At 47.9% G+C, this 18,925-nt stretch carries 18 protein-coding genes; 12 read left to right on the plus strand and 6 right to left on the minus strand.

The genetic code is table 11. The features are described from left to right. Nucleotides 1–125 precede the first annotated feature (125 nt). The 9 genes from MN202_RS12640 to adk all read left to right on the plus strand — a co-directional run bounded on the left by MN202_RS12640 (nucleotide 126) and on the right by adk (nucleotide 9,327). Complete coding sequence (locus MN202_RS12640) at nucleotides 126–563, plus strand: HvfA family oxazolone/thioamide-modified RiPP metallophore (RefSeq protein WP_335736490.1); 438 nt, start codon at nucleotides 126–128, stop codon at nucleotides 561–563. A 54-nt stretch (nucleotides 564–617) separates the two neighbouring features. Continuing rightward, nucleotides 618–1,472, plus strand: coding sequence for an HvfB family MNIO-type RiPP peptide maturase (locus MN202_RS12645; RefSeq protein ID WP_335736491.1), 855 nt, complete (start codon nucleotides 618–620; stop codon nucleotides 1,470–1,472). 4 nt (nucleotides 1,473–1,476) lie between these two features. Beyond that, nucleotides 1,477–2,238, plus strand: coding sequence for an HvfC family RiPP maturation protein (locus MN202_RS12650; protein ID WP_335736492.1), 762 nt, complete (start codon nucleotides 1,477–1,479; stop codon nucleotides 2,236–2,238). 232 nt (nucleotides 2,239–2,470) lie between these two features. Next, nucleotides 2,471–3,019, plus strand: coding sequence for an adenine phosphoribosyltransferase (gene apt / locus MN202_RS12655; RefSeq protein ID WP_335736493.1), 549 nt, complete (start codon nucleotides 2,471–2,473; stop codon nucleotides 3,017–3,019). Nucleotides 3,020–3,065: 46 nt separating this feature from the next. After that, complete coding sequence (gene dnaX / locus MN202_RS12660) at nucleotides 3,066–5,309, plus strand: DNA polymerase III subunit gamma/tau (RefSeq protein WP_335736494.1); 2,244 nt, start codon at nucleotides 3,066–3,068, stop codon at nucleotides 5,307–5,309. A 103-nt stretch (nucleotides 5,310–5,412) separates the two neighbouring features. Continuing rightward, nucleotides 5,413–5,739 (plus strand): YbaB/EbfC family nucleoid-associated protein, encoded by a 327-nt coding sequence (locus MN202_RS12665; protein ID WP_335736495.1) that lies wholly within the window; start codon nucleotides 5,413–5,415, stop codon nucleotides 5,737–5,739. Then, nucleotides 5,739–6,341 carry a recombination mediator RecR gene (gene recR / locus MN202_RS12670; RefSeq protein WP_335736496.1) on the plus strand — a complete coding sequence of 201 codons (603 nt, stop codon included), beginning with the start codon at nucleotides 5,739–5,741 and terminating at the stop codon, nucleotides 6,339–6,341. The genes MN202_RS12665 and recR overlap by 1 nt, the downstream gene beginning before the upstream one ends. A gap of 115 nt (nucleotides 6,342–6,456) precedes the next feature. Then, nucleotides 6,457–8,391, plus strand: a complete 1,935-nt coding sequence (gene htpG / locus MN202_RS12675; RefSeq protein WP_335736497.1) for a molecular chaperone HtpG — start codon at nucleotides 6,457–6,459, stop codon at nucleotides 8,389–8,391. Between the two features lie 291 nt (nucleotides 8,392–8,682). After that, on the plus strand, nucleotides 8,683–9,327 hold the full coding sequence (gene adk / locus MN202_RS12680) for an adenylate kinase (protein WP_335736498.1): 645 nt from the start codon (nucleotides 8,683–8,685) through the stop codon (nucleotides 9,325–9,327). A 65-nt stretch (nucleotides 9,328–9,392) separates the two neighbouring features. Here the strand turns inward: adk and MN202_RS12685 are convergent, their stop codons facing one another. Then, a complete protein-coding gene (locus tag MN202_RS12685; protein ID WP_335736499.1) occupies nucleotides 9,393–9,860 on the minus strand; it encodes an Hsp20 family protein in 468 nt (155 codons plus the stop codon). A 178-nt stretch (nucleotides 9,861–10,038) separates the two neighbouring features. After that, complete coding sequence (gene tpx / locus MN202_RS12690; RefSeq protein WP_335736500.1) at nucleotides 10,039–10,659, minus strand: thiol peroxidase; 621 nt, start codon at nucleotides 10,657–10,659, stop codon at nucleotides 10,039–10,041. 129 nt (nucleotides 10,660–10,788) lie between these two features. On the opposite strand from tpx, the gene MN202_RS12695 reads away from it, so the two are divergent. Both MN202_RS12695 and MN202_RS12700 read left to right on the plus strand, forming a co-directional pair. Continuing rightward, on the plus strand, nucleotides 10,789–11,802 hold the full coding sequence (locus tag MN202_RS12695) for a response regulator (RefSeq protein WP_335736501.1): 1,014 nt from the start codon (nucleotides 10,789–10,791) through the stop codon (nucleotides 11,800–11,802). Nucleotides 11,803–11,804: 2 nt separating this feature from the next. Further along, a complete protein-coding gene (locus MN202_RS12700) occupies nucleotides 11,805–12,770 on the plus strand; it encodes a sensor domain-containing diguanylate cyclase (RefSeq protein ID WP_335736502.1) in 966 nt (321 codons plus the stop codon). Here MN202_RS12700 and MN202_RS12705 read toward each other — a convergent pair. The 4 genes from MN202_RS12705 to sodB all read right to left on the minus strand — a co-directional run bounded on the left by MN202_RS12705 (nucleotide 12,767) and on the right by sodB (nucleotide 18,333). Next, nucleotides 12,767–14,284 (minus strand): SpoVR family protein, encoded by a 1,518-nt coding sequence (locus MN202_RS12705; protein WP_335736503.1) that lies wholly within the window; start codon nucleotides 14,282–14,284, stop codon nucleotides 12,767–12,769. The two genes, MN202_RS12700 and MN202_RS12705, sit on opposite strands and share 4 nt — an antisense overlap. Before the next feature lie 26 nt (nucleotides 14,285–14,310). Then, nucleotides 14,311–15,579, minus strand: coding sequence for a YeaH/YhbH family protein (locus MN202_RS12710; RefSeq protein ID WP_335736504.1), 1,269 nt, complete (start codon nucleotides 15,577–15,579; stop codon nucleotides 14,311–14,313). Between the two features lie 21 nt (nucleotides 15,580–15,600). After that, nucleotides 15,601–17,523 carry a PrkA family serine protein kinase gene (locus tag MN202_RS12715; RefSeq protein ID WP_335736505.1) on the minus strand — a complete coding sequence of 641 codons (1,923 nt, stop codon included), beginning with the start codon at nucleotides 17,521–17,523 and terminating at the stop codon, nucleotides 15,601–15,603. Nucleotides 17,524–17,751: 228 nt separating this feature from the next. Further along, nucleotides 17,752–18,333 (minus strand): superoxide dismutase [Fe], encoded by a 582-nt coding sequence (gene sodB / locus MN202_RS12720; RefSeq protein ID WP_335736506.1) that lies wholly within the window; start codon nucleotides 18,331–18,333, stop codon nucleotides 17,752–17,754. 238 nt (nucleotides 18,334–18,571) lie between these two features. Between sodB and MN202_RS12725 the strand changes: the two genes are divergently transcribed. After that, nucleotides 18,572–18,913: a Grx4 family monothiol glutaredoxin gene (locus MN202_RS12725; RefSeq protein ID WP_335736507.1), complete on the plus strand. Its 342-nt coding sequence runs from the start codon at nucleotides 18,572–18,574 to the stop codon at nucleotides 18,911–18,913. Nucleotides 18,914–18,925 lie beyond the last annotated feature (12 nt).

The following is an 18,925-nucleotide window of genomic DNA, read 5'->3' on the forward strand; positions in this document are numbered from 1 at the left end:
CAGGGTTTTGATAGACAGACTAACTGCAAGTGTCTACTCTTAATTATTTTCCGGCCTGCTGAAATAGGCTGTTTGTTGTGCCGGTCTTAAGTCTGTGAAAGTACAACCACTTAAAGGAAGACATTATGAAACATTCACAAATAACAATGACTGTTGGCGCTTTCGTAGTTGGTGCTCTGTCTGCAGTGACGACAAGTGCCAGCGCTAACCCTTTTACTGCCGTAGAGTTAGCATCGGGTTACGAGATGGTAGCCGGTGAAGGCAAATGCGGCGAAGGCAAGTGTGGTGAAGATAAAGCCAAAAAAGCCAAGGAAAAAATGCAAGACGGCAAATGCGGTGAAGGTAAGTGTGGCGAAGACAAGATGAAAGATAAAGCCGCAAAAATGAAAGACAAAGCCAAAGAAGGTAAATGTGGTGAAGGCAAATGCGGCGAAGGTAAATGTGGTGCTGACAAAGCCAAAGCAAAAATGAATGAAAAAGCCAAAGATGCCAAAGACAAAGCGAAAGAAGCTAAGTGCGGTGAAGGCAAATGTGGTGAGGGTAAATGTGGCGGAAGCGTTTAACGCAGCCAGAGAAGGCCTGCAATAGCAGGCCTTCTGCATTGTGGAGTTAACAACATGAATACGTCTGCAACAATGCAGCTGTCTGGTGCTGGCTTGGGTTTACGCCGGGAAATGGTAGACGAGGTTGTCAAATTAAAACCAGCTACGATTGACTTTTTTGAAGTGGCACCGGAAAACTGGTTGCCTTTTGGTGGCAAGTTGCAAAAGCAGTTTCGTAGCCTCACCGAGCAGCATCGTTTTGTGTGTCATGGTTTATCGCTGTCGATTGGCAGCCCGGATCCGTTGGACGTCGTGTTCGTAAAGCAAGTTAAGCAGTTTTTATGTCAGCACAATATCAGTTTATACAGTGAGCACCTCAGTTATTGCTCGGGTGGTGGCCATTTATATGATTTAATGCCGATCCCTTTCACCGAGGAGGCTGTGCAGTACGTTGCCAGCCGGGTCCGGCAGGTGCAGGATATATTAGAGCAGCCTTTGGTGCTGGAAAACGTATCCTATTATGCGGCGCCGGGGCAGCAGCTATCCGAGCGCGATTTTACCCTGGCAGTGTTACAGGAGGCCGATTGTCAGTTGTTGCTGGATGTGAACAATATTTATGTTAATTCGGTAAACCACGGCTATGATGCGCTGGCCTTTTTACGCGCTATGCCAACAGAGCGCATTGCCTACTACCATATCGCTGGCCATTATCAGGAAGCAACGGACTTACTGATAGATACCCATGGTGCGGCGGTTATTGATCCGGTCTGGCAACTTTTAACACAGGCATATCAGTTGCACGGCGTTAAACCAACATTGTTAGAGCGCGACTTTAATATCCCGTCACTTGATGTATTGTGCCAGGAGCTGGATCACATCAAAGCATTACAGCACAGTGCCGGCGATGAAAGCCAGGCATTAAGGGCGTAAAAATATGCATTTTCAGCAAACGCAGCAGGCGTTTATCGCTCATATCAAAGACCCAGAGCAGCCGCTACCTGCGGGTATTGAAGAGCGGCGGATGGCGGTTTACCGTGAACTGTTCTTTAGTAACGTGCAGAGCTTTGTCAGTACGGCATTACCGGTACTACAGTCGCTGTATGACGAAACGGCATGGCAGCAGCTGATACGAAAGTTTTTTCGTGCTTACCCCTGTAGCAGCCCGTATTTTCTGCACATAGCGCGTCATTTTGTAGATTTTTTGCAACAGGATTATCAATTGCAACCGCATGATCCGGTATTTATGCGTGAGTTGGCGCACTATGAATGGGCCGAGCTGTATCTGGCTACTACACTGCAGACTGGCGAGGAAACGGCAGTCAGGGCAGAGCAGATTGGCACGAGTACATTGCAATTGTCACAACTGAGTATGCTGCTGGCTTATCCGTACGCGGTGCATCAGATCAGTACCGATTACCAGCCTGCGCAAGCCGGTGAGATGCAGTATTATTTGTTGTACCGCAATACTGCAGACGACGTGAAGTTTGTGCTGGTAAATCAGCAAACGGCAGCGCTATTGCAAATACTGCAGCAAGCGCCGGGCAGCACCCTGGCGCAACTGGTGCAGCAGATGCAAATTTTGATGCCAACATTTAATACGGCTCAGTTGCAGCAGGGCGCCAGTAGCATATTGCAGGACTTTGCCAGAAAAGGTGTAGTGGTGTCTTTTCAAGCAGAACAAAATTCATTACCATAAGCGCCCGCTAAATTCAGATGACAAAGAGTAGTACAATGGCAAACGAAAATTTTAAAGAGTCGTTTAACCTGTGGCAGTTTTGTGCCCTGGTTGCTGTATTCGTATCTTTACTGTGCCTGGCGCCTATTGTGCGTTGGTTTCAGATCCTGGCATAACATTAATCCAGGTTTGCAGGCCGCCTGAGGGCGGCTTTTTTGTCGCGGCAATGATCGCATAAAAAAGGTTTAATAAAATGGATAAGCAGGCATTAGCCACTGAGCTAAAACAGGTAATTAAAGCAGTAAACGATTATCCCAAACCGGGTATAGTGTTTCGTGACGTCACCAGCCTGATGCAGGATGGGGCCGCGTTTAAAAAGGTGATCGACGCTTTTGCTCAGGCCTATGCCAATAAAGGTATTGATAAGGTTGTCGGCACAGAGTCGCGGGGTTTTATCTTTGGTGCTCCTTTAGCATATGCGCTTGGCTTGCCGTTTGTACCCGTGCGTAAACCAGGTAAATTACCACGTGAGCGTATTGCACAAAGTTATCAACTGGAATACGGCGAAGACACGCTGGAAATTCACCGCGACGCCATAACAGCGGGTGATAAGGTGCTACTGGTAGACGATTTACTGGCAACCGGCGGTACTATCGACGCTACGGTTAAGCTGGTACGTCAGCTTGGCGGAGTGGTTGAGGACGCTGCCTTTGTGATCGCCTTACCTGATCTGGGTGGCGTTGTCAGATTACAACAAGCAGGATTAAATCTGCTGAGTCTGGTTGAGTATAGCGGCGATTAAGTTTAGTCTGTGACAGACTAGCACAACCAAGACAATAGTAGCCGTTATGAGTTATCAGGTATTAGCCCGCAAATGGCGCCCACAGCACTTTTCCCAGTTAGTGGGGCAAGAGCATGTCAAAAGCGCCCTTAGCAATGCGCTTACCAATAACCGGCTGCATCATGCCTATTTGTTTACCGGCACCCGTGGGGTGGGTAAAACCACTATAGCGCGTATCTTTGCTAAAAGTCTGAACTGTGAGCAGGGCATTACCGCTACGCCCTGCGGCCAGTGTTCTGCCTGCACCGAAATAGATGCCGGTAACTTTGTCGACTTGCTGGAGATAGATGCCGCTTCGCGTACTAAGGTAGAAGATACACGCGACTTGCTCGATAACGTGCAGTATGCGCCCAGCCGCGGCCGCTTTAAAGTGTATCTGATAGATGAAGTGCATATGCTGTCCCGGCACAGCTTTAATGCACTATTGAAAACGCTGGAAGAGCCGCCACCACATGTAAAGTTTTTACTGGCTACTACTGATCCGCAGAAGTTGCCGGTAACGGTGTTGTCGCGCTGCCTGCAATTTAATTTGCTGGCACTTAGCCCACAGCAAATCGAACAGCATCTGGCCTATGTCTTAACGCAAGAGCAAATCCCTTATGCGCAGGGCGCACTGGCAATGTTGGCCAAAGCCGCCAAGGGCAGCTTACGTGACTCCCTTAGTCTGACTGATCAAGCCATAGCGCAAAGTAATGCCAATATCAGTGAAGACACAGTGCGAGCCATGCTTGGTTTGCTGGAGCAAAGCTGGGCCAGGCTACTGCTGCAGGCGGTGCTGGCGCAAGACGCCGCGGCGCTGCACAGCATACTGGCAGAGCTGATCCAGCAGCAAAGTAATTTTGGCCAGGTGCTGGATGATATGTTGTCACTGTTGCATCTGACCGCCCTGAGCCAGTTTAGCCACACTGCAGCCGTTTTCAGTGATCAGCAAGCTTATGTGGCCCAGTTGGCTGAGTCCCTCGCACCCGCTCAGGTACAGTTGTACTATCAACTGCTTATTAGTGGCAAGAAAGAATTACCTTACGCGCCGGATCCGTTAACCGGTCTGCAAATGGCGTTGCTGCGTGCCATGGCCTTTGCACCAGACAGCCAGGCATCACAGCCTGTGGCACAGCATAGCAAACCAGCAGCGCCAACAGTAATGATGGCCAAACCGCAGCCGGTAAGTGACGACGCAATACCAGCAACGCCAGCACCGGCAACATCTGACTTGGCTGCAGTGCCAGCGGATATCGCACAAGCAAGCAATCAAACCAGCAACGGCCAAATGGCTGCAGTACAGCCGACGCCAGAACATACCGAGCAGCAGCACACGCCGCCACAAGTTGAGCCTGCAAAGCCAGCCAGTGCTATGCCTGAAGCACAACAAGCCCCGGTGGGGACTGCTGATTACAGCAGCGCTATCGATCCGGTAACGGCGCGAATTATGGCGCGTCGGGGTGTAGCATTAACCGGTGCTGCAACGCAAAAAAAGACTGAGCGCCAGCAGGCGCCAGTAGCAGTCACCGCAATCGCAGACCCAATTCAGCCGCCAGCAGCTAGCCCTGGTACCACATTACAATCTGCAATGGCGCAGCCAGATGTAGCAACTAAAGTGCCGCCAGCTGAGGCTGCAGGATCTGCTCCGGCTGCGCCAACAAAGCCGGATATAGTGCAGGGCGCGGCGACTACAACCTATTTCGCCAGCGACGACAACGGCCAGGATGAGCAGGATAATAGCGAGCCAGAATATGATGCCGAGGCCAGCGCAGCGCTGTGGCAGCAATACCAGCAGGATGCTGCGCAGCCAATGTCAGCTGAACACAAGCCTGAGCCTGAACTGACACCTTTTGACGGCAGTATAAACGAGCAAAACTTTTCGGTACGCTTTGCCGCACAGGTGGATGCCTGGGCTGCCAGAGTCGAAACGCTGGATACCGGTGGTTTAAGCCGGTTGTTTTTGCTGAATTCAGCTATAGCACTGGACGGCGACAAGCTGAGCCTGATCGTTGCGCAAAGCCAGCAACATCTGGATAGCGGTAACTTTCGTAATAAACTGCAACAAGTGTTGGAACTGAGTTTTAATCAGCCGTTGCAAATTGATATTACTTATCAGCCTGAGGTGGCGCAAAGCCCGTTGTCAATCCAGCAACATATCGTACAGCAACGGTTTGACTACGTGCGTAATTTGCTGCAGCAGGATGAAAAAGTACTGCAATTACAGCAATTGTTTCATGCGCAATTGTTGTCCGACACTATCAAGGTTAACTGAGCACAACTTGTATTTTGGCGCTGAAGTTATTATCTTGTCGCCACTAACCCGCCTGTACCAAGGTACGGGCAACACAGCTTAATTTCAGACAGAGAGTACTATTATGTTTAAAGGCGGTATGGGCAATATTATGAAGCAGGCGCAAGCCATGCAGGACAAAATGCAGAAGATGCAGGCCGAAATTGCCACTATGGAAGTGACAGGCGAAGCCGGTGCCGGCCTGGTAAAAGTGACCATGTTAGGTAACCACAATGTGCGCCGGGTTAGCATTGATGACAGCTTAATGCAGGACGATAAAGATATGCTGGAAGACTTAATTGCCGCTGCAATTAATGACGCAGTACGCCGGGTAGATGAAACCAGCAAAGAAAAAATGGCCGCAGTTACCGGTGGCCTGCAGTTGCCACCTGGTATGAAAATGCCATTCTGATGAGCCGACATACGCCACTGCTACAACAGCTAATAGATGCACTGCGCATTTTGCCCGGAGTGGGGCCTAAATCAGCGCAGCGCATGGCGTTTTCACTGCTGGAGCGTAACCGCGAAGCTGGCTTGCAGCTTGGCGCTGCGCTCACGGCGGCGATGACACAGGTTGGCCATTGCCAGCAGTGCCGTACCTTTTGCGAAACCGACTTATGCCGTATTTGCAGCGATCCTAAACGCGCTGCTGCCGGTTTAATCTGTGTGGTAGGCTCGGCGGCAGATCAATTGGCAATTGAGCAAACCGGCCAGTTTGCTGGCCAGTATTTTGTATTGCAAGGTTACCTATCCCCATTGGATGGTGTAGGCCCAGATGATTTGGGCTTAGATAAACTGCAGCAGTTGCTGCAAAGTGGCTTAGTTAAAGAACTTATTCTGGCTACCAACCCTACCGTTGAAGGCGATGCCACGGCATTTTATATTGCTGAGCTGTGCCACAAATTTCAGGTTAACGTGTCGCGTATCGCTCAGGGCATACCTGTTGGCGGTGAGCTGGAATTTGTTGATGGTACCACCTTGTCGCATGCGTTTAGTGGCCGTAAGGCATTTTAAGCGTAATATCCCTGCTTGAAATCCGGTTAATGCTCCCCATATTAGTGGACAGTGTCTGGCTGTTTTAACAGCCAATGTTTTAATTGTCTAACTTTGATGTTCGAGGATAACCACAATGAGTGATACCACAGCCACTTCCGCTGGCCAAAAGCAAACCCACGGCTTTCAGGCAGAAGTCAAGCAGCTGCTGCAGCTGATGATCCATTCACTGTATTCTAATAAAGAAATTTTCCTGCGCGAGCTGGTGTCAAACGCTTCTGATGCGGCCGATAAGCTGCGCTTTTTAGCATTATCTGATGGCAGCCTGTATGGCGACGACGGTGAGTTGCGCGTACGTATAAGCCTGGATGAAAAAGCGCGTACCCTTACCATTAGCGATAATGGTATCGGTATGACGCAGGATGAAGTCATCAGCCATCTGGGCACTATTGCCAAGTCTGGTACCAAAGAGTTTTTCTCGCAGTTATCCGGCGACCAAAGTAAAGACTCTAAGCTAATTGGTCAATTTGGTGTGGGTTTTTACTCAGCCTTTATCGTGGCTGACAAGGTGACAGTGCGCACCCGTAAAGCCGGTGCAGCCGCAACAGATGCAATAGAGTGGGAGTCTGCCGGTGAAGGCGACTACAGCATTACGCCAATCAACAAAGACAGTCGTGGTACCGACATAGTGCTGCATCTGCGTGAAGGCGAAGATGAATTCTTAGGCCGCTGGAAAGTTGAAAGCATCGTGACTAAATATTCCGATCATATCAGCATACCGGTAGAGCTGTGGCAGGAAGAACAACCTGAACGCGATGCTGCTGATGGCGAAAAAATTGCCGCAGTGCCAGGGCACTGGCAAGCGGTAAATAAAGCTACAGCGCTGTGGACCCGTGATAAATCAGATATTAAAGACGAAGAATATCAGGAGTTTTACAAGCACATTTCGCACGACTGGAGTGAGCCACTAAGCTGGAGCCACAACAAGGTTGAGGGTAATAGCAATTACACCAGTTTGTTATATGTACCGAAAAAAGCCCCGTTTGATATGTGGAACCGCGAAGCCCGGCACGGTTTAAAATTGTATGTGCAGCGCGTGTTCATTATGGACGACGCTGAACAGTTTATGCCAAGCTACCTGCGTTTTATCAAAGGGGTACTCGACTCCAGCGATTTACCGCTGAACGTCTCGCGCGAAATTCTGCAGGACACTAAAGTTACTCAGGCACTGCGTAAAGGCTGCACCAGCCGCGCCATTAAAATGCTGGAAAAACTCAGCAAAGACACTGAGCAGTATCAGGCATTCTGGAATGAATTTGGTCAGGTGCTAAAAGAAGGCCCGGCTGAAGATATGGCCAATAAAGAGCAGATCGCTGCACTGCTGCGCTTCGCCTCTACCCACAATGAAGACAGCGTACAAAATGTAGCGCTGGCAGATTACATCAGCCGAATGAAAGACGGCCAGGATGAGATCTACTACATAGTTGCCGACAGCTATGCCGCAGCCAAACACAGCCCGCATTTGGAAGTGTTGCGCAAAAAGGGATTGGAAGTGCTACTGCTTTCAGACCGCATTGACGAATGGCTGGTACAACACTTAGCTGAATTTGACGGCAAAAAACTGCGCTCTGTGGCAAAAGGCGGTTTAGATTTATCCAAACTGGATGATGAAGAAACGAAAAAAGCCCAGCAGGAAACTGAAAAAGCCTTTGCTGATGTACTGAGTCGTTTCAAAACGGCACTGGGCGAACAGGTAAAAGACGTTAAAGTTAGCCATCGGTTAACCGATAGCCCGGCGTGTGTGGTTACTGATGAGTTTGATATGAGCACGCAGATGATCAAACTGATGGAATCTGTCGGCCAGAAAGTACCGGATGTAAAACCGATTTTTGAGTTAAACCCGGAGCATCAGTTAGTAAAACGTGTTGCTGATGAGCAGGATGAAGACCGCTTTAAACAGTGGGCTGAAGTGTTGCTGGATCAGGCATTACTGGCCGAACGTGGTAATTTAAAAGATCCTGCCAGCTTTGTCTCGCGCTTAAATTCGCTGTTACTATCATTGGCGAAATAATCTACCGATTAACCTGCCCGGCCTCTGTGCCGGGTTGGGTTATGTTATAGCTTTTCACTACAACTTTAGTCGAACTATCCTCAGCGTTTTTACTGATTTAACTTCATGTTTTGCACCTTAAGCCTTAAAAATCAAGCCAAAGCAGTCTTTGCTCAGCAACTCGACTAAAAGCCAGTGAAATAGCCTGACCAGTTGGCACAACAAGACAAATTTCTTGTTTCATACAGCACATTATGTAAAGATCCAGCCTTTGTTATTAATGGATCAATCCCAAAACATGAGGGTGTTGCTATGCGCATAATTTTGTTGGGTGCCCCGGGTGCCGGAAAAGGAACCCAGGCTCAGTTTTTAATGAGTAAATATGGCATTCCACAAATTTCTACCGGCGATATGCTGCGGGCAGCCATTAAAGCCGGTACTGAACTGGGTTTGGCGGCTAAGCAGGTAATGGATGCCGGCCAATTGGTATCAGACGATATCATTATAGGTCTGGTTAAAGAGCGCATTGCCCAGCCTGATTGCAGCAAAGGTTTCCTGCTGGACGGTTTTCCGCGCACTATTCCGCAAGCTGACGCGATGAAAGATAAAGGCATAGTGATTGATCATGTGATTGAATTTGATGTGCCGGATGATGTTATTGTCGAGCGCATGAGCGGTCGTCGGGTACATCCGGCATCGGGTCGTGTTTATCATATTCGCTATAATCCGCCAAAAACTGAAGGTAAAGACGATGTCAGCGGTGAAGACTTAGTGATCCGCCCGGACGACGTTGCCGAAACAGTGCGTAAGCGACTGGCTATCTATCACGAGCAAACTGAGCCGCTGGTAGGTTACTATCGCGCTGAAGCTGACGCAGGTAATACCCGTTATCATCATATTGACGGCACTAAAGCAGTTGATGAAGTAACCACCGAATTGGTTGCTTTACTCAGTTAATCTGCTGATGTTAGCAAAAAGCCCTGATTAATCAGGGCTTTTTTGTATCTGATAGCTCGATGTTATCAAGCTACTTTTTCGCTGTTCAATAGTGTTGTAGGCTGATTTGTCGCACTATTGCCGATGCTGATTTTGCGTGGTTTCAACGCTTCGGGCACTTCGCGTATCAGCTCGATATGCAGCAGGCCATGGGCCATATGAGCGCCGGTGACCTTGATATAGTCAGACAGTTGAAACTTGCGCTCAAAATTACGCTCCGCAATGCCCTGATGTACAAAACGGCGTCCTTCGTCTTTGCCGGTCTTTTGACCTTTTACCAGCAAAGTATTGTGTTCGGTTTCTATGCTCAGCTCTTGCTCGTCAAAGCCTGCTACTGCCATGGTAATGCGGTACTGATCTTCGCCGGTGACTTCAATATTGTAAGGTGGATATGCCGGTTGTTTTTCATTGCGGGCCGCGGCATCCATTAAGTTAGCCAGGTGATCAAAACCAATAAATGAGCGGTAAAACGGTGTTAAGTCAATATTTGTCATAACCAATTCCTCTTTAGCAAACAGGTGTTGTGTTGCCCTTCATAGTGAACGGGCGTTAACGCTTGCAGCGCAGCGGCTGCTTTGTTTTACAGGTGCCGTATCCGGCCACCTGTACTGTTAAATAAGGTTGTTATGACAAATTTCAAGCGTAAAAAATGCAGATTTTTTCTGACCGGCCCTAACCGGCATTAGTTAATGTCTTCAGCTTTTCCAGCGCCGCATTGTAATCAGGTTCTTGCGCCAGCTCTGGCACCAGTTGTTGATACACCAATTGGCCTTTAGCATCAATAATCAGCACGGCGCGGGCTAAAATGCCCATATCTTTAATCAACAAACCGTAATTACTACCAAAATCACGCCATACCGCATCTGATAGCACCGTCAGTTTGTCTACTTGTTCTTGCTGACAGTAGCGTTTTTGCGCAAAGGGCAAATCAGTGCTGATGGTCAGTACTACGACATCTTGCGTCAGTGTGGCAACTTCCTGATTAAAGCGCTTAGTTTGCAAAGAGCACACGCCGGTATCAATGCTTGGCACTACACTGATTAAAACTGTTTTACCTTTAAAGTCGTTTAGCGTTACTGTTTTAAAATGGTTATCAACCACTTTAAAATCAGCTGCAGGGGTACCGGGTTGCGCTTTGCGGCCCAATAATACTATTTGTTGTTCTCCGGCTTTTACTATACTCAGCCGTTCAGCCAGTTTAGGTTGCAGGTCAACAGCCTGAACGCTGAAGCTGCTGCTAATTAGTGTGCTAAGGAAGATTGAGCTGGTGTAAAAACGAGACAATGCTGACATGATACAGCTCCTGTTAATGTATTTTATCTAAAGTAATCGGCTGGCAGATAACACAATTTTTGTTTGTTTATGCCCGATTTAGTAATTTCAGTCTAGACTGAAAAGAAGCCCGAGCGAAGTGAGAACCTGATGACCACAGCCGTATTAATATGTGACGATTCCAACTTGGCACGTAAACAATTGGCCAGAATATTACCACAGGAATGGCAGCATCAGCTGTTTTTTGCCGGTCACGGTGGTGAAGCACTGGAAATTCTGCAAAAGCACACTGTCGATTGGTTGTTTCTTGACCTGAATATGCCGATTATGGATGGTTATCAGGTACTTGCTGAAATTAAAAGCCGTAAACTGCAGCTGCATATTGTAGTGGTGTCGGGCGATGTACAGCCCGAGGCTGTTGAGCGCGTTCGGCAGCTGGGCGCGCTGGATTTTATCCGCAAACCTGTCGACGCAGCTAAACTGCAGCAACTAATGCAACAGCATGCGATTACTATCAGTAATACGCCACGTACTGAAAGCCCAATGCAGCAACAACCTGTAGCCGAACTTGGCACCGATATGCGCGACGTGTTGCAAGAACTAACCAATGTGGCAATGGGACAAGCTGGCGATTTGCTGGCGCGGCTGTTAAATGTTTTTGTGCAATTACCTATTCCGAATGTCAATTTAATTGAAGTAAGCGAATTACATATGGCGTTGGCATCGGTAGAACACGAAAGTACCACGTCAGCTGTATGCCAGGGTTTTATCGGTGGTGGGGTATCAGGTGAGGCGTTACTGATACTGACGGACTCCAGTTTTAAAGACATTGCCAGGCTGATGAACTATCAGGCGGAGCTGAATGTTAAAACGGAGCTGGAGTTACTGATGGACGTTGCCAATATTCTGATTGGAGCTGTACTTAAGGGCCTGGCAGAGCAAATCGATATGACTTTCAGCCAGGGCCATCCGGTAGTGTTGGGGCAGCATGCCCCTGTCAGTGAGTTGATTAAAGCCAATGCCAGACGCTGGCGTAAAACTCTGGCAATTGAGCTGAGTTACGGTATTGAGAATTACGATATAAGATGCGATTTGATGCTGTTGTTTACCGAAGACAGCCTGAAAACCCTGAATTATAAAGTCGCGTTTTTGCTGGAGGGATGACGATGTCGCAAGCGCAGGTAGATGTGGCCGAAGTGCACTGGCTGATGGAGATGTTGCAAACAGTGGACGTGGGCCTGGTAGTACTTAATTGTGATTATCGTATTCAGGTGTGGAATGGTTTTATGGAAAACCACAGCGGCTTAACACCACGCCAGGTCAGAGATCGCTATTTATTTGATTTATTCTCCGAGATTGACGAAGACTGGCTGCGGCGAAAATGTGATCCGGTGATTTTGTTAAAAAACCGGGCATTTACCATCTGGGAGCAAAGACCCTATATTTTTAAGTTTAAAAACTACCGGCCAATTACCGGCAGCGCCGAGTACATGTATCAGAACAGCACCATTATTCCCCTTAGTGATGCCCGCGGTCAGGTTACCCATCTGTGTATCATTATTTATGATGTAACCGATGTCGCTGTCAGTCGCACTGAACTCGAATCAATGAATGGCCGCTTGCGACAGCTCAGTAAAACCGATTTTCTGACACAGCTGTTTAACCGTGGCCATTGGGAAGAAAGCCTAATACAGGAATTTCGTCGCTTAAAACGATACAACCACAAAAGCACCCTGTTAATGTGTGATATTGACCACTTTAAGCGCATTAACGATACGTTTGGCCATGCCGCTGGTGACGTGGTTATTCAGGCTATTGCCGATGCAGTACGCAAGAATTTGCGAAGCACAGATATCGCTGGCCGTTACGGCGGAGAAGAGTACGCCGTACTGTTGGTTGATACTGATCTTGAACAAGCTAAAGTGCTGGCTGAACGGCTGCGGCAATCGGTGGAAGCCTTGCAGATAAACTATAACGATCAGCTGCTGAAAGTCACTCTTAGCCTGGGCCTGGCCGGGTACCAGGCCTATATGACTGAGCACCGGCAGTGGATAGAAGCGGCAGACAAAGGCTTGTATCAGTCTAAAGCGGCCGGGCGCAATCAGCTTACCTGTTATATTGACAGTGTTTAACTGTCGCTGTCAGGGCATTGACCCAGCATCTTGATGCTGCCATCGTCATCTTGTTGCTCCAAATAGACGGTAAATCCCCACAGCCGGTGTAAGTGCTTTAGGACCTGTTGATAATTGGCCGCCAGCGGAATACGATTTTGTGGTACATAGCGCAACGTCAGCGAACGGTCGCCATTCAGGTCGACATTGAATACCTGTATATTGGGTTCGATCTGGCTAAGGTTGTATTGCTGCGACAGCATCTGCCGGATCTTTTGGTAACCTTCGGCGTTGTGAATAGCGGCTACTTCCAGTGTGCTGTCTTCGTCGTCGTCGACAATAGAAAATAAGTGAAAATCCCGGATCACTTTTGGCGATAAATACTGGCTGATAAAGCTTTCATCTTTAAAATTTTGCATGGCAAAGTGCAGCGTATCCAGCCAGTTGCTGCCGGCAAGATCAGGAAACCATTCTTTATCCTCCGCGGTGGGCTGTTCACAAATGCGCCGAATATCGCTGAACATGGCAAAGCCCAGTGCATAAGGATTAATACCTGAGTAGTATTTACTGTTGTATTCCGGTTGCGCTACCACATTGGTGTGGCTGTGCAGCACTTCAAGGATAAAACGATCACTGACTTTGCCGTCATCGTACAGGTGCTGCAAAATGGTGTAGTGCCAAAAGGTTGCCCAGCCTTCGTTCATTACCTGGGTTTGCTTTTGCGGGTAAAAATACTGGGAAATCTTGCGTACAATACGCACAATTTCACGTTGCCACGGTTTGAGCAGCGGTGCGTTTTTCTCAATAAAGTACAGAATGTTTTCCTGGGGCTCGGCCGGAAAACGGTTAACAGTGGCTTCAGCAGAGGCCAATTTAGTCGGAATAGTGCGCCATAAATCATTTACCTGCGATTGCAGATAGGTTTCCCGTTCTTGCTGGCGTTTTTGCTCTTCGTCCAGTGAAATTTTTTGCGGTCTTTTATAGCGGTCGACGCCATAATTCATCAGCGCGTGGCATGAGTCCAGCACGTCTTCAACCTCAGTTATGCCGTATTTTTCCTCACATTGGCTGATATAGTTTTTGGCAAACAACAGATAATCAATAATAGAGCCGGCATCGGTCCAGGTTTTGAATAAATAATTAGATTTAAAAAACGAATTATGGCCATAACAGGCATGTGCCATTACTAATGCCTGCATGGTAATAGTGTTTTCTTCCATCAGATAAGCGATGCAGGGGTTAGAATTAATCACAATTTCATAAGCCAGCCCCATATAACCGCGTTTGTAATGTTGCTCGGTCTGAATAAATTTTTTGCCGTACGACCAATGATTGTAGCCCAGCGGCATACCGACGCTGGAATAGGCGTCCATCATTTGTTCAGCGGTAATGACTTCAATCTGGTGCGGATAAGTATCCAGCTTGTACAACTTAGCTACCCGGTCAATCTCCTGGAGATAGGCATCCAGCAGATCAAAGGTCCAATCCGGCCCATCCGGCAGGCAAGCGGTGGTTTTTGCTTTAGCTTTGGCCATAGTAACCTCGCATAAAATGTCGACGCTCAGGCTGCCTGTTTCTTAAACAGCTGACGAAATACCGGGTAGATATCACTGATATCTTTAATGTGCTGAATGGCAAAGTTATCAAAAGTCGGTAGTAGTTTTTCGTATTCGTGCCATAAACTCTGGTGCGCACGCGGTGTAATTTCTATGTAGGCGTAATAACGTACTAACGGCAGCAGTTTGCTAGTCAACCAGTCTGCGCAGGGCGCGCTGTCATCGGTCCAGTTATCGCCATCTGAAGCCTGAGCGGCATAAATGTTCCACTCGGCCGGGTTGTAGCGTTGTAATACAATTTCGTGCATCAGTTTTAATGCACTGGAGACGATGGTACCGCCGGTTTCCTGCGAATAGAAAAACTCTTGTTCATCCACTTCTTTAGCCTGGGTATGATGGCGGATATACACCACTTCGACATTTTTGTAGCTACGGCTTAAAAACAGATACAGTAAAATGTAAAAACGTTTAGCCATATCTTTAGTGGCCTGATCCATAGAGCCGGACACATCCATCAGGCAAAACATCACGGCCTTACTGGTTGGCTCGGGCCGCTTTTGAAAATTACGAAACCGTAAGTCATAGCTATCAATAAAGGGCACTGCAGCTATACGTTGTTTAAGTTCAGCGATTTCAGTTAACAGTTGCCGTAATTGCTGCTGATCCGGCACCGGCTCGCGCTCCAGTGCCGCCAGTTGCTGTTCCAATTCACGCAGCAGGGCTTTTTTGCCGGCAGTCATAGCGACCCGCCGCGCCAGCGAGCCGCGTAACGAGCGCACTATATCAATATTGCTTGGCACCCCCTCCGAGCGGTAGCCAGCACGTACGGTTTTATACAGTACCAGCTTGTCGAGTTGGTTCTTTTTCAGATTAGGCAGTTCTAAATCTTCAAACAACAGATCCAGATATTCATCTTTGGATATTGAAAAGACAAAGTCATCACTGCCTTCGCCCTGATCACTGGCGTCACCCTGGCCAGCACCGCCACCAGAACCGCCTTGTGGCCGCTTAATGCGATCTCCCGGACTGAACTGATCATTGCCCGGATGTACGATCTGACGTTTACCGCCTTTACCCTGATGAAAAAAGGGTTCTGTTATATCCTTGCTGGGAATGGTGACACTTTCTCCGCTGCTTATATCGGTAACGCTGCGTTTATTAATAGCATCAGACACTGCCTTCTTTATCTGCTGCTTATAGCGGCGAATAAAGCGCTGGCGGTTCACCGCGCTTTTATTCTTACCGTTTAACCGTCTGTCGATAAAATGCGCCATACTGCCTCCATCTGAGCCCGCTTACTGCGATTTGCGTACGCGCAGATACCATTCTGACAACAAGCGCACCTGTTTCCGGGTGTAGCCTTTCTCCATCATCCGGTTAACGAAATCATCATGTTTTTTCTGATCATCGGTTGAGGTTTTGGCATTAAATGAAATAACCGGCAGTAGCTCTTCTGTGCTGGAGAACATTTTTTTCTCTATTACCGTGCGCAGTTTTTCGTAGCTGGTCCAGGTTGGGTTTTTGCCATTATTTTTTGCTTTGGCTCTTAAGACAAAGTTAACTATTTCATTACGGAAGTCTTTCGGGTTGCTGATACCGGCTGGTTTTTCAATTTTTTCCAGTTCGGCATTAAGCGCGGCCCGGTCAAACAACTGGCCGGTTTCCGGATCGCGATACTCTTGATCCTGGATCCAGAAGTCGGCATAGATCACATAGCGGTCAAAGATGTTTTGCCCGTACTCAGAGTAAGACTCCAGATAAGCGGTCTGAATTTCTTTACCAATAAACTCAATGTATTTCGGGATCAGGTAGCCTTTTAAATGCTCGAGATAGCGCTCTGCAACATCGGCGGGAAACTGCTCCCGCTCAATTTGTTGCTCCAATACATAGAATAAATGCACCGGGTTAGCGGCTACTTCGGTACTATCAAAGTTAAATACGCGGGATAGAATTTTAAAGGCAAAGCGGGTAGATAAGCCGGTCATGCCTTCATCAACACCAGCGTAGTCGCGATACTCCTGATACGACTTAGCCTTAGGATCGGTATCTTTTAAGCTTTCGCCGTCATACACCCGCATCTTTGAATAAATACTGGAGTTATCCGGGTTTTTCAGCCGGGATAAAACGGCAAATTGCGCCAATGACACCAGGGTGCCGGGTGCACAGGGTGAGCTGTTTAGTTCACTGTGTTCCAGCAGTTTCTGGTAAATGCGCATTTCTTCACTGACACGCAGACAATAAGGCACTTTGACAATATAAACCCGGTCAAGAAAGGCCTCGTTGTTTTTATTATTGCGAAAAGTCTGCCATTCAGACTCATTGCTGTGCGCCAGTATAATGCCGTCAAACGGCAGGGCGGCTAAACCTTCGGTACCATTGTAGTTACCTTCCTGGGTGGCGGTTAGCAGCGGATGCAACACCTTAATGGGTGCTTTAAACATCTCCACAAACTCCATCAGCCCCTGGTTAGCACGGCATAAGGCACCAGAGTAGCTGTAGGCATCCGGGTCGTTTTGGGCAAAATGCTCCAATTTTCGGATGTCAACTTTACCAACCAGTGAGGCGATATCCTGATTGTTTTCATCGCCAGGTTCGGTTTTGGCAATCGCCAGCTGATCCAAAATGGACGGGTATTTTTTAACCACTTTAAATTGACTGATATCGCCGTTGTATTCGTGTAGCCGTTTGCTGGCCCAGGGCGACATAATATTGCGCAAATAGCGTTTGGGGATGCCATATTCCTGCTGCAGTATATTGCCGTCTTCATTCACATCAAACAAACACAAGGGGTGATCAAATACCGGTGAGCCCTTTAAATAATACACCGGGACCTGCTGCATCAGGTGTTTAAGCTTCTCTGCCAGTGACGACTTACCGCCGCCTACCGGGCCAAGCAGGTACAAAATTTGTTTGCGCTCTTCCAGCCCCTGCGCCGAGTGCTTCAGGTAGGAGACTATTTGTTCTATAGCTTCTTCCATGCCATAAAACTCGGAAAAGGCCGGGTAGCGGGCAATTACCCGGTTAGAAAACAGCCGCGACAACTTTGGATCCTGGGCTGTGTCTGTCAATTGTGGTTCGCCAATTGCCATTAGCAAGCGCTCTGACGCGCTGGCATAACAGCTCTTATCGTCTTTACACAACGCCAGAAACTCCGAAATGGTATATTCTTCTTCTTTTGCCGCTTCATAGCGTGATTTGTAGTGCTCGAAAATACTCATATGCACCTCCAGCTTTAAAACATCGGAAAAGGGTAGCAGCCAAGCTGTTGCTTTAAGGTTAGACAGTAAAGCGCGTTCCCGCCTGACTAATTGACCGAAATATCTACGATTTTTTTCCGCTTAGCGTTTTATTTGTATAAAAGTTTTACTGGAGGGTAGTGAAATTTTGTAAAGTTTGACGGACAAAAAAACCCGGCGCTGCCGGGTTCTTTATTAATGCAGAAGTGATTAAGCGAAGTTTTCGCTGGCAAATTGCCAGTTTACTAATGCCCAGAAAGCATCCAGATAGGTAGGACGGGCATTACGGTAATCAATGTAGTAGGCGTGTTCCCACAAATCTACGGTCATTACCGGCGTCAGGCTGGTATCCGTTAATGGCGTAGCCGCATTGCTGGTATTAACAATATCCAGGCTGCCATCGGCTTTTTTCACTAACCAGGTCCAGCTTGAACCAAAGTTATTTACTGCCTTGTCGTTAAATGCGGTTTTAAAGGCAGCAAAAGAGCCCCATTTGGCGTTAATGGCAGCTGCCAGTGCGCCTGTTGGCTCGCCACCACCGTTAGGTGACAGACAGTGCCAGTAGAAGGTGTGGTTCCATACCTGAGCAGCATTGTTAAAGATGCCGCCTTCAGAGGTACGCACGATGTCTTCCAGTGATTTACCGGCGAAAGGTGTACCTTCAATTAAGCCGTTTAACTTCACAACGTAGGTATTGTGGTGTTTGCCGTAGTGATACTCCAGCGTTTCTGCTGAAATGTGCGGCGCTAAAGCATCTTTAGCATAAGGTAATGCTGGTAATTCAAAGGCCATTGTCATTCTCCGTTGGCGTTGTTTATGTTGTCTGCATGACGTAGACTACAAAACCTGACTAAAATACTCAAGTTTTACAGTGTGTGGTGTCAGCTGATCTGACGCAGTTGCTGCTTGCCAGTGCTGATATTGTAATACAGCCAGAAGTGGGGCTTTTTTCTCAAATCTCAAGTGCCAGTTGCCTCAGAACAGCGTAAAATGATCTGCAGTCTGAATATGCTAATGTCGTGAGGAATTAATGGAAACGTTAGATAAAATTAAACAGCAAATTACTGATAACCCAATTCTGTTATTTATGAAAGGCTCGCCGAAGTTCCCAAGCTGCGGCTTTTCAGCGCAGGCCTCGCAGGCTCTTATTGCCTGTGGTGAGCAGTTTGCTTATGTTGATATTTTGCAAAACCCGGATATTCGCGCAGAATTGCCCAAATACGCAAATTGGCCAACTTTTCCGCAGTTATGGGTTGAAGGTGAACTGATTGGCGGTTGCGACATCGTGCTGGAAATGTTTCAGCGTGGCGAGCTGCAGCCATTGATCAAAGATACTGCTGCCAAATATAAAACCGATAGCAGCGCAGAGTAATCAGAGTAATCA

Source organism: Rheinheimera muenzenbergensis, from assembly GCF_036984005.1.
Lineage (GTDB): Bacteria > Pseudomonadota > Gammaproteobacteria > Enterobacterales > Alteromonadaceae > Alishewanella > Alishewanella muenzenbergensis.